Source organism: Ileibacterium valens, from assembly GCF_001945525.1.
Taxonomy (GTDB): domain Bacteria; phylum Bacillota_I; class Bacilli_A; order Erysipelotrichales; family Erysipelotrichaceae; genus Ileibacterium; species Ileibacterium valens.
The window spans coordinates 1-8,715 of the sequence record NZ_MPJW01000056.1 but is presented as its reverse complement, the minus strand read 5'-3'; the positions used below and the strand labels follow the sequence as shown (position 1 = coordinate 8,715).

Genomic DNA, 8,715 nt, shown 5'->3' with positions numbered 1-8,715 from the left:
CCAGATATTTCTGAGTGGCCTTTGTCCAGACGAATGTCATCTTGTTGGCGTTGGCTTCAATTTTTGTTCCATCCAGATAAAGGACAGAAGAGTCTATCTGAGGATCATTCTGTTCGGCATAGCGGTTGAATTCCGTAAAGAGATCCTCCATGCATGGAGTAAGGCATTCCTTCTGAAAGCGGGAAATTGTACCGTAAGAAGGAGTTTCGCCATTGAAAAGGCAGAGCAGACGGATGTCGTGAGAATAAAGTTCTTCCTGCTGCCGCAAAGAGCAGTAGCCATAAAGAGTAAAAGAAATCAGAGCGGCTTTGAGCATGGCGTCTGCTGGGAAATGGCAGGCTGGCCAGGAGGCAAAAGAAGGATAAAGGGCAAGGTCGAGATAATCATCGACAAAGGAACTGACAGTAGTGAAGACAGAATCCATCTCAATATGAGGGAAGAGAGAATGGAGCAGTGGCAAACGGCCCTGAATCGAGTTATAGTGTGTTTGGTAATTTTGTTTATTGATCATGAACATATTTTACCAAAAAAGGCACCTCATCCATTACGGATCAGGTGCCTCTTTTTATTTTTGGACTGTCAGAAATTTAACAGCCCCTTTTAGATTGAATCCAACGATTCACATTGATCAATTTTAATGGATCAAGTTAGATTTCAGATGGTTCGATGTTTACTTCCATGCATCATCCGGATAAACTTCAGTCGTCTTTACAGCAGCAGGATTGAATCTCCTGTGTACTGCTGACTTTACGGATCAGCTGATCATCCCCGATTACTTCAGCCTGAATATCAACCTGATAAGGAAGCTGAATCAGTTTTACCCCGGCGCTTTGAAACATGCGCTTGCTGGCAATATTATCTTCTGTTCCATCATATTTATCCGATTCATAAATCACGGTAGAAATTCCAGACTGAATGATTGCTTTTGCACATTCATGGCATGGAAAAAGAGAAACATAAATTGTGCAATCTGTGAGGTTTTGAATTGAATTTAAGATCGCATTGAGTTCGGCATGAACAACATATGGATATTTGGTATCCAGAAAATTTCCCTCGCGCCCCCAGGGGTAACTATGATCGGAACATCCACGAGGAAACCCATTGTAACCTAATCCAACCACTCGTTTTTGCGGATTAACAATACAGGCTCCAACCTTTGTATTGGGATCCTTACTGCGAAAAGCGGCTAAATGGGCCATTGCCATAAAATACTGATCCCAGTCAAGGACATGTCCGATTCGATCCATCTTACTGATTCTCCTTGAGTGCTCTTAATTCATTGAGGTACTGATTAAATTCAGCATCTGGTTCAGCATCAAAGGCCATCTTTTCACCAGTTCTAGGGTGGATTAATTCAAGATGGCAGGCATGCAGCAGCTGACCACTGGCGGGAAGTGTGTTTCTGCGTCCATATTTCGGATCGGCTGCCACCGGATGATGAATATAGGCCATATGAACGCGGATCTGATGAGTTCTTCCTGTATCCAGAGCACAGCGAACGAGCGCGAATTTATCAAAGTTTTCGAGAACCTCAAATCTTGTTACTGCATCTCTTGAATTCTTGGAAGTGACTGCCATTTTCTGACGGTCTTTCTCATCCCGCCCGATGGGCGCATGGATGGTTCCGGTACGATGAGAAAATGGTTCATGAACGATAGCCAGATATTCTCGCTTACAGGTCTTATCCATGATCTGTTTAGCCAGAGATTCATGAGCCAGATCATTTTTAGCCACAACCAGTAATCCTGTGGTATCTTTATCAATTCGATGCACGATACCGGGTCTGGCTACACCATTGATTCCGGAAAGATCCTGACAATGGTATAACAGGCCGTTGACTAAGGTTCCCTTATAATGTCCAGGGGCTGGATGAACCACCAGACCTCTTTGTTTATTAATGACGATGATGTCTGAATCTTCATAAACGATATCAAGATCCATCTTTTCAGGAAGAACATCCGTACTTTCGGGTTCTGGAAGTTCAATTTCAAGAACATCACCGACCTGAACTTTTTTAGAAGCTTTTACTGCCACCTGACCATTTAAACAGACCATGCCATCATCGATCAAAGCTTCCACTCTGGCTCTGGATAGATCGAGTTCCTGACAGATCAGTTTATCCAGTCTGGTTTTTGCCTTGCTTTCATCAATCTGGATGGTCACAAAGTCATTCTCTCCATCTGCTTCCCTGATTGTCAGATTTGCGGTTGAATCGCCTTCAATTTCTGATTTCACTTTCTCGATTTCGAGCTCTTCAAACTGATCTTCATTTTTTAATTCTGTTTCATTGCTGTAATCCGGCATGTTCACGCTTCTCCTTCCATTCATCCATAATCATGAAGACAACCAGAAGCACAAATCCAACGGAAACGCAGACATCTGCAATGTTGAATACCGCAAAAGGCCATCCAAAAATATAAAACTGAAAGAAATCTCTGACATAGCCTAACGTAGCCCGGTCGATCAGATTTCCAATTGCTCCGGCAGTGATTAAAGCCAGACACCACTCAATCCGAAGATCATCGGTATGGATGAAGTAATAGATCATAGCGAGTATCGCTCCAATCGTCAGAACGATAAAAAATCCCATTCCCATTCCAGCGAACATCGAAAATGCAGCTCCAGTATTTCTGACATTCGTCAGATCAAAAAATCCTGGGATCATCACAATGCTCTCATGCAACGGGATCGCTTTAGTCACAGCTGCTTTGGTCCATTGATCCAGTCCGACGAGCAATACGATCAGCAGCAGACTTGAGACCAGCATGGGCCATTTCTTTTTTAACAATACATTTTTCATTCAAACTAATTCCATTTCTGCAGGATTCAACCTGTTAATTTCTTATTGTCCATTAGATGACTTCAAAATGCAAAAGCATTTATTCAGTTTGATGAAATCAGACCAATCTTTATCTTCATCAATTTTTTATTCATAGAATAAATAAGCTATCCTTTGAACTATCTATTGATTAGATATCGTTGGTCAGCATTTTGACTGATCTGCTCAATGCTCAAAAGATACTGTTTTTACGTCCTCTGAACAGCATTTTAATAAACAGCCAGACACTGAGACAAAATGACAGGAAAAATCCAGCGAAGCCAAGTAACGGAATATCGAGGAACGTCGGTTTTAAATTGGTTGTACAGATCACCGAACTGCCCATTAACAAAGCAGCAATCAGGACGCATACTACAATTCGATCGACCATTTTATTGACATCCGGCATCATTGTGTCTGCGTCTGTAAGTTTCAGATTCATCCGAAACTGTCCTTTGCGCATCATTCTTAGAAGATCAGCTACTTCCATTGGAATATCGGCAGCCTGATTTGCTGATCTAGACCACCGGACAAGAAGATCACGAAACTGCTTCTCAACCTGTTCTCCGGTAATGACCTGAGATCGTTTTTTAACTATCGTCAGAATATTCACTTCTGGATCAAGATCCTTCATTGTTCCTTCTATCGTTACCAAAGATCTAAGAAGCATTGTTATATTTCTTGGAAGCATGATTCCATTGGTATGGCAGATTTTGATCATATCATTTACAACCTGCGTCACATCGATATCATCAAGTGAGCTGGATAGATATCGCTGCATAAAATCTTCTAACTGATTGCTGAAAGCGACATAATCAACTTCCCGGGTATGGATTCCAATGGCCAAAACGGCATCCGTTAATCGCACGTGATCTCCGGAGACGATTGCATTTAAAGCCTGGTTGATCAGACTCGCTTCACCTGGAGTAATGGAACCCATCATTCCAAAATCAAGCCAGCAGATCTTTCCATCCCATATCCGAATGTTTCCGGAATGGGGATCCGCATGGAAATAGCCTTTGTCTGCAACCTGGTCAATATAGTTGTCCGCAAGCTTCATTGCGATTTCTTCCCGTGAATAACCAAGTTGATTTAAAGCTTCATAATCATCGATCTGAACTCCTTCGATGTTTTGCATAACCAAAACATGCTTGCGAGTAAATTCATCATAAATCTTAGGACACATGATAAAGCGAATACCTTTATAGTTGGATGCAAACTTCTCTGCATTCATCGCTTCATGTCTGAAATCCATCTCCTGCTTTGCCGTATTCCAAAATTCATCAAGAACATCATTGAGGTTTACGATCGAAGAAATGGTTTTATTCAAATCAACCAATCCTGAAGCCTTTTTCAGAATATCAACATCTACTTCCATCTGAGCATAGATGTTTGGCCGCTGAATTTTTACAACGACATCAGAACCATCTTTCGTTTTCGCCTTATGAACCTGAGCCATACTGGCCGCTCCGATGGCTTTCATATCGAATTCAAGAAACAGTTCTTCCGGTTCCTTGCCATAGGTCTGTTTAATAATTTCGCGAACGGTCTCTTCATCCATCGGTTCGGCGTTGCTTCTGAGCTTTTCTAACTCTTTGCAATACACCGGGTCTAAAATATCTGAACGACTGGACATAATCTGGCCTAATTTGACATATGTCGGACCAAGATCTTCTAATATCATTCGCAGTTTGACGGGAGTCATTCCTTTAAAGGCATGATATTTTCGAAGAACTTCAACCATCTGAACAAAACGTTCAGATTTGGAAATAATCTGATCTGAATGAATATTCAAATCTGAATTTTTCGGTTCTCTGTTTCTTGAATCTTCATTGGATTCCTGATTCTTTAATAGTTTATTTTCAGCACTGGTTTGTGAATCGTCTAAATTATTCTGAGTTTCCTGTATTGAAGCTTCAAAATCAAGATCAGGATCATCCTGACCTCTGTTGACCGAGTCTTGATTTTTCGGATTGTTATTTGATGAATATGTCTTATCTTCAATGGCATCAATCAGGTCTTTCAGATCTTTTCTTTTTTTCGGATTATTTTCCGGCTGATTCATTCAAATTTCCCTTTTCTGTTTCTGAGCTCTTCGCAGTTTGTCTGGCATCCATTTCAGATTCATCACTTATGAAATCTACTTTTGAATTTCGAGAGAGTTCTGCATTTTTAATCTCTTCCGATTCGACACCAGTAATGGCAATCGAAAAAGAAGGAATTGGGATGTGGAAGGACAAATCAATCGCCCATTTATTTTTCTTTTCAATTTTAATCATAACTTTATTATATCTTTTCGACTTGTTTCGTCCTGTTCTAGCTCTTGACATTTTTCGAGTGTCATACAGCGTAAAGAAAATCAGTCAATTTATCTCGATTTTATATGAATCGAAGTCAATAACCAAAAATTCCTTCATAAAAATCCAAAAACCCGAAAGGCAAACGAAATTTAACCTTTCGGGTTATAAAATCACAGAAATTCAACAAAAGGCAAAGGCGGAATTACGACTCATTTTCTTTTGCGTTTAGTTGTGCTTATCTGTAATTCTTCTTTATCAGGAATCGGACTAATCAGTAAACTTGTCATAAAAGCGCATTTTTTCCAGTGCGCTCGTATCAAGGATTGGATTATCTTCCAGACGCAAAGCCTGCAGAAGTTCTAAATCCTTCAAAGGGGTCACGTCGGTAATATAGTTTGCCTTTAATGTCAGTTCACGCAGGAAAGGCAATGAGCTTAGCGGCGTCAGATCGCGGATCATATTGTGATCGAGTCTTAAATAAGAGATAAATTTCAAATCCTTTAATGGAGTCAGATCGCTGATGATGTTGTTGTAAAGGTCCGCAATGCAAAGTTCCTTCATATCAGCCAGTGCAGAGAGATCTGAAATGTTGTTGTTTTCAAGAGAAATAATCTTCAGATCCTTCATGTTCTTGAGACATTCAATCGATTTGATCTGGTTGCGGCCAACATTGAGTTCCACAAGTTCTGTATCATCTTTGAGGCAATCGATGCTGGTGATCAGGTTTGTAAATAAAGACAGCTCTTTTAAGTGGTGAGCGTTCTTTAAAAAATCCACATTTTCAAGCATGCAGAAATCCGCATCAAAGCGTTCGAGATGTTCGACATTATGAAAATCGTTGGTATGCGTCAGCTCATTTTTTGAAATATTTAAGTCGCGCAGATTTTTAATATGGTCAAGATCCCGCATATCACTGAATCCACATTGAACCATGGTCAGTTCCTCAAGATGATTAAGTTTCTTCAAAAAATCAAAATCCTCCGGATAGTTGTAATCCATCTTTAAGGATTTCAAAGACGGGAAATCTTTTAAAGGATCATAATCGGTTAAGTATGGGTTATTTGATACATCAAGATGTCTCAGGTTTTGCATGCTGCTTAAAGCAGACAAATCATTGAACAGGTTGGTTGCCAAATTCAGACTTTCCAGATGGTTCAGATATGAAAGATCATCGATATTAAAGCGGCGCAGGCCAGACATATCTAGAATCTTCAGATTTGGTAAAGTACCTAAAATCGTTACATTGAATGGCCCATTCTCAGTATTGACTTTGATCTCACGCAGCTTTTTACAGTTGATGACATAATCGAGTGAGTCAATCTTAGCTTTTTTCAGGTTAAGGTATTCGAGATTGATCATGCCTCCAATAGCGGAAATATCCATCGTAAATAAATTATTGCGAGAGAGGTTCAGACGGCGCAGCTGAATATGATCATTTAGTGGGGTGATATCACGCAGTCGGTTTCCCGACAGGTCCAGATCTTCGAGATTGCTTAAATGTTCCAGGGGATGAATGTCTTTTAAGGCGTTGTTAGAAACATTCAGTCTTTCAAGGTTTTCAGCATATTCAAGACCGTCGAGAGTATCAGTCTCCAGGTTGGAGGCATCAAGCTGAATCAGCTCTTTCATATCTTCCTTAGTGAGCTGATCGGGAGTGGTGTGCAGTGTTCTCGCGATGGTTTCGGCAAGAGCCGGATTTTTGATAAACATAAAATTCCTCCAAATTTTACAGCGTTATTTAACGTAATTATATCATGGCTTAAGACTCTTGAAATCAGTTCATCATCTGTATGAAAGCGATTTACTGACTAATATCTCAGATTCAACGAAGAAATATGAATGGTCGATTTATTCTTGCGAATCGACTTTCACGATGCCGCGGATGAGTATTCACAGCTTATTTTGTCAATGCAAACCTTTACATCCATCACACTTTAAAATTATTTATCTTATTTGAATAAGAAAGTTTACAGGATAGTTCATAAATCACCACAATCGGTGGATCATTTGGTATTATTTATCGCTTGACGAATTTATTGAAACAAAGCTATAATACCCCTGCAAGGAATGAAATAGTTTGGATTCAAGTATTTGTATGTATTAAATTTGTGCCATTGGACGCTTTAATATCCGCAAACGCCTTTCCAACTCTCATCCAGGAGGAAATTAAAATGAACACTGGTAAAGTGAAATGGTTCGACGCCGAAAAAGGTTACGGATTCATTACTGGTGAAGACGGAAAAGATGTATTCGTACATTACTCTTCTATCAACCAGAAAGGTTACCGTTCTTTAGACGAAGGACAGACTGTTACTTACGATATCGTTGAAAGCGATCGCGGCAAACAGGCTTCCAATGTAACTGTTATTGAAACTGTTACTGAATAATTAATTATTCTTAAATAATTGATTTAAATTACCCTAAAGCATCCGCTCGGATGCTTTTTTTCATTTCTTAGAGTTTTGTTTTTTACCAGGATTATATCTCTTTTTGTTTGATGGTAATATTTGTATAGAAAAGTCATGGAACCGTTGTTTTGATACAGAACTGTTGTTTTGAAAGGAGAGGTTATAATGCAGAGATATGAAAAAGCCCGAAGTTATGTCTACAGTCGTTATTCAAAGATTTATAACGACACCATTCACGAAAGAGCTTTTACGCATACTTCATCAGTTGATAATTTTATGACTCTGCTTGCCATAAGCCGTTCTTTGCCCATTGAGATTGCCAAGATCGCTGCTCTCTTTCATGATTATGCGACTTTCGCCCATAATTGTCCTTCAAAAGATCACGCCAGATTATCAAGTCTGCATGCTTATCATTACCTGAGTGAAACACAGGAATTTTCAACCAATGAAATCGACGAGATCTGTTATGCCATTGCTCAGCATTCCAAAAAATCTGAATTCAGCGATGATCCACTGGCTGAAGCACTCAAGGATGCAGACGTCTTTGCAGAGTTTGTTGAAGAACCGCATACCAAATTTGATCCCGTTCGTTCTAAACGTTTGCTGAAAGCCGGAAGAGATCTGGCTGGTTAAGCCATCCAGGTCTTCTATCCATCTAGGTCTTTTATTATGCAGCTATGAGTCATTTTATTCTTTTCATGAACAATCTTTATGACACCAGCAAATTTCACGACTAAAAAAGAGGAAGAATTTTCAACTAAACTGTACGTTAAATTCTTCCTCGTTTATTTTGTGTTTTATTTTATCTTGTTTGTTTTATCGTAACCTTTTGAAATTTGCACGGGCTTAGATCCTCCGGTTCCAGTCGATATTCTGTATTCGACTAGAACTGGAGGATTTTATGCATAATTATCTGTTTTCCAAATCCCGTGAACTGAATCAGGAACAGTGGATGAACCTGGTTGATCAATACCAGGTGTCAGGTCTGACTCAGGCTGGCTTCTGCGTCCAAAACGGCCTGGCTTTATCCACCTTCCAGTACTGGCGCAGAAAAGCTGCCGCCGTATCGCCTGCTTCAGCGGCTCTTGAATTCGTAGAAATTGACAGGACGGTCTTCCTGGATTTGGAAGGATCAGACGAGAGTCCAAAGCCGGTGATTGAAATCACTGACAGCGACCGAACGATCCGT

General features: G+C 40.0%; 10 protein-coding genes. 3 read left to right on the top strand and 7 right to left on the bottom strand.

What is annotated here, in order from left to right; translation table 11 throughout:
* The 7 genes from BO222_RS01590 to BO222_RS01560 form a co-directional block, all read right to left on the bottom strand.
* The coding region (locus tag BO222_RS01590; RefSeq protein WP_178390437.1) for a transposase at positions 1-511 on the bottom strand (511 nt) is incomplete at its 3' end.
* 187 nt (positions 512-698) lie between these two features.
* Complete coding sequence (locus tag BO222_RS01585; RefSeq protein WP_075817759.1) at positions 699-1,247, bottom strand: deoxycytidylate deaminase; 549 nt, start codon at positions 1,245-1,247, stop codon at positions 699-701.
* Between the two features lies 1 nt (position 1,248).
* Positions 1,249-2,304: an RluA family pseudouridine synthase gene (locus BO222_RS01580; RefSeq protein WP_083647622.1), complete on the bottom strand. Its 1,056-nt coding sequence runs from the start codon at positions 2,302-2,304 to the stop codon at positions 1,249-1,251.
* Positions 2,285-2,800, bottom strand: coding sequence for a signal peptidase II (gene lspA / locus BO222_RS01575; protein ID WP_083647621.1), 516 nt, complete (start codon positions 2,798-2,800; stop codon positions 2,285-2,287). Before lspA ends, BO222_RS01580 begins: the two co-directional genes overlap by 20 nt.
* A gap of 211 nt (positions 2,801-3,011) precedes the next feature.
* Positions 3,012-4,883 (bottom strand): ABC1 kinase family protein, encoded by a 1,872-nt coding sequence (locus BO222_RS01570; protein WP_083647620.1) that lies wholly within the window; start codon positions 4,881-4,883, stop codon positions 3,012-3,014.
* A complete protein-coding gene (locus BO222_RS01565) occupies positions 4,864-5,097 on the bottom strand; it encodes a hypothetical protein (RefSeq protein ID WP_075817757.1) in 234 nt (77 codons plus the stop codon). The genes BO222_RS01570 and BO222_RS01565 overlap by 20 nt, the downstream gene beginning before the upstream one ends.
* Positions 5,098-5,385: 288 nt before the next feature.
* Positions 5,386-6,828 carry a leucine-rich repeat domain-containing protein gene (locus BO222_RS01560; protein WP_075817755.1) on the bottom strand — a complete coding sequence of 481 codons (1,443 nt, stop codon included), beginning with the start codon at positions 6,826-6,828 and terminating at the stop codon, positions 5,386-5,388.
* A gap of 461 nt (positions 6,829-7,289) precedes the next feature.
* On the opposite strand from BO222_RS01560, the gene BO222_RS01555 reads away from it, so the two are divergent.
* The 3 genes from BO222_RS01555 to tnpA form a co-directional block, all read left to right on the top strand.
* Positions 7,290-7,505, top strand: a complete 216-nt coding sequence (locus BO222_RS01555) for a cold-shock protein (protein WP_075817753.1) — start codon at positions 7,290-7,292, stop codon at positions 7,503-7,505.
* 186 nt (positions 7,506-7,691) lie between these two features.
* Positions 7,692-8,159, top strand: a complete 468-nt coding sequence (locus BO222_RS01550) for an HD domain-containing protein (RefSeq protein WP_075817751.1) — start codon at positions 7,692-7,694, stop codon at positions 8,157-8,159.
* A gap of 268 nt (positions 8,160-8,427) precedes the next feature.
* Positions 8,428-8,715 (top strand): IS66 family insertion sequence element accessory protein TnpA (tnpA, locus tag BO222_RS01545; protein ID WP_198931968.1); only part of this gene is annotated, 288 nt, incomplete at its 3' end.

What these genes read in the sequence shown, in the direction of transcription:
- BO222_RS01585 (WP_075817759.1), bottom strand. Translation starts at nt 1,247, where the DNA reads ATGGATCGAATCGGACATGTCCTTGACTGGGATCAGTATTTTATGGCA.
- BO222_RS01580 (WP_083647622.1), bottom strand. Translation starts at nt 2,304, where the DNA reads ATGCCGGATTACAGCAATGAAACAGAATTAAAAAATGAAGATCAGTTT.
- lspA (WP_083647621.1), bottom strand. Translation starts at nt 2,800, where the DNA reads ATGAAAAATGTATTGTTAAAAAAGAAATGGCCCATGCTGGTCTCAAGT.
- BO222_RS01570 (WP_083647620.1), bottom strand. Translation starts at nt 4,883, where the DNA reads ATGAATCAGCCGGAAAATAATCCGAAAAAAAGAAAAGATCTGAAAGAC.
- BO222_RS01565 (WP_075817757.1), bottom strand. Translation starts at nt 5,097, where the DNA reads ATGATTAAAATTGAAAAGAAAAATAAATGGGCGATTGATTTGTCCTTC.
- BO222_RS01560 (WP_075817755.1), bottom strand. Translation starts at nt 6,828, where the DNA reads ATGTTTATCAAAAATCCGGCTCTTGCCGAAACCATCGCGAGAACACTG.
- BO222_RS01555 (WP_075817753.1), top strand. Translation starts at nt 7,290, where the DNA reads ATGAACACTGGTAAAGTGAAATGGTTCGACGCCGAAAAAGGTTACGGA.
- BO222_RS01550 (WP_075817751.1), top strand. Translation starts at nt 7,692, where the DNA reads ATGCAGAGATATGAAAAAGCCCGAAGTTATGTCTACAGTCGTTATTCA.